Genomic DNA, 1,659 nt, shown 5'->3' on the forward strand with positions numbered 1-1,659 from the left:
AATAAATGAATAACAAATCTAACAAGTGAACACGGAATTCATTACGAAGTTTAATTCTTTGAGCATCAAACTTATAAAATGAAGAGTTTGATCATGGCACAGATTGAACGCTGGCGGCAGGCCTAACACATGCAAGTCGAACGGTAACAGGAATCAGCTTGCTGATTCGCTGACGAGTGGCGGACGGGTGAGTAATGTCTGGGAAACTGCCCAATGGATGGGGATAACTACTGGAAACGGTAGCTAATACCGCATAACGTCGCAAGACCAAAGAGGGGGACCTTCGGGCCTCTTGCCATCGGATGTGCCCAGATGGGATTAGCTAGTAGGTGGGGTAACGGCTCACCTAGGCGACGATCCCTAGCTGGTCTGAGAGGATGACCAGCCACACTGGAACTGAGACACGGTCCAGACTCCTACGGGAGGCAGCAGTGGGGAATATTGCACAATGGGCGCAAGCCTGATGCAGCCATGCCGCGTGTATGAAGAAGGCCTTCGGGTTGTAAAGTACTTTCAGCGGGGAGGAAGGGAGTAAAGTTAATACCTTTGCTCATTGACGTTACCCGCAGAAGAAGCACCGGCTAACTCCGTGCCAGCAGCCGCGGTAATACGGAGGGTGCAAGCGTTAATCGGAATTACTGGGCGTAAAGCGCACGCAGGCGGTCTGTTAAGTCAGATGTGAAATCCCCGGGCTCAACCTGGGAACTGCATCTGATACTGGCAGGCTTGAGTCTCGTAGAGGGGGGTAGAATTCCAGGTGTAGCGGTGAAATGCGTAGAGATCTGGAGGAATACCGGTGGCGAAGGCGGCCCCCTGGACGAAGACTGACGCTCAGGTGCGAAAGCGTGGGGAGCAAACAGGATTAGATACCCTGGTAGTCCACGCCGTAAACGATGTCGACTTGGAGGTTGTGCCCTTGAGGCGTGGCTTCCGGAGCTAACGCGTTAAGTCGACCGCCTGGGGAGTACGGCCGCAAGGTTAAAACTCAAATGAATTGACGGGGGCCCGCACAAGCGGTGGAGCATGTGGTTTAATTCGATGCAACGCGAAGAACCTTACCTGGTCTTGACATCCACGGAAGTTTTCAGAGATGAGAATGTGCCTTCGGGAACCGTGAGACAGGTGCTGCATGGCTGTCGTCAGCTCGTGTTGTGAAATGTTGGGTTAAGTCCCGCAACGAGCGCAACCCTTATCCTTTGTTGCCAGCGGTCCGGCCGGGAACTCAAAGGAGACTGCCAGTGATAAACTGGAGGAAGGTGGGGATGACGTCAAGTCATCATGGCCCTTACGACCAGGGCTACACACGTGCTACAATGGCGCATACAAAGAGAAGCGACCTCGCGAGAGCAAGCGGACCTCATAAAGTGCGTCGTAGTCCGGATTGGAGTCTGCAACTCGACTCCATGAAGTCGGAATCGCTAGTAATCGTGGATCAGAATGCCACGGTGAATACGTTCCCGGGCCTTGTACACACCGCCCGTCACACCATGGGAGTGGGTTGCAAAAGAAGTAGGTAGCTTAACCTTCGGGAGGGCGCTTACCACTTTGTGATTCATGACTGGGGTGAAGTCGTAACAAGGTAACCGTAGGGGAACCTGCGGTTGGATCACCTCCTTACCTTAAAGAAGCGTACTTTGAAGTGCTCACACAGATTGTCTG

The 1,659-nt window shown here is 53.0% G+C and carries 1 rRNA gene; it reads left to right on the plus strand.

The annotated features are described in order from the left end of the window. The first annotated feature begins 75 nt into the window (after window positions 1-75). Window positions 76-1,617, plus strand: a 16S ribosomal RNA gene (locus A7589_RS21165). The last annotated feature ends 42 nt before the right edge of the window (window positions 1,618-1,659 follow it).

The organism is Escherichia sp. MOD1-EC6475 (genome assembly GCF_003046645.1).
GTDB lineage: Bacteria > Pseudomonadota > Gammaproteobacteria > Enterobacterales > Enterobacteriaceae > Escherichia > Escherichia ruysiae.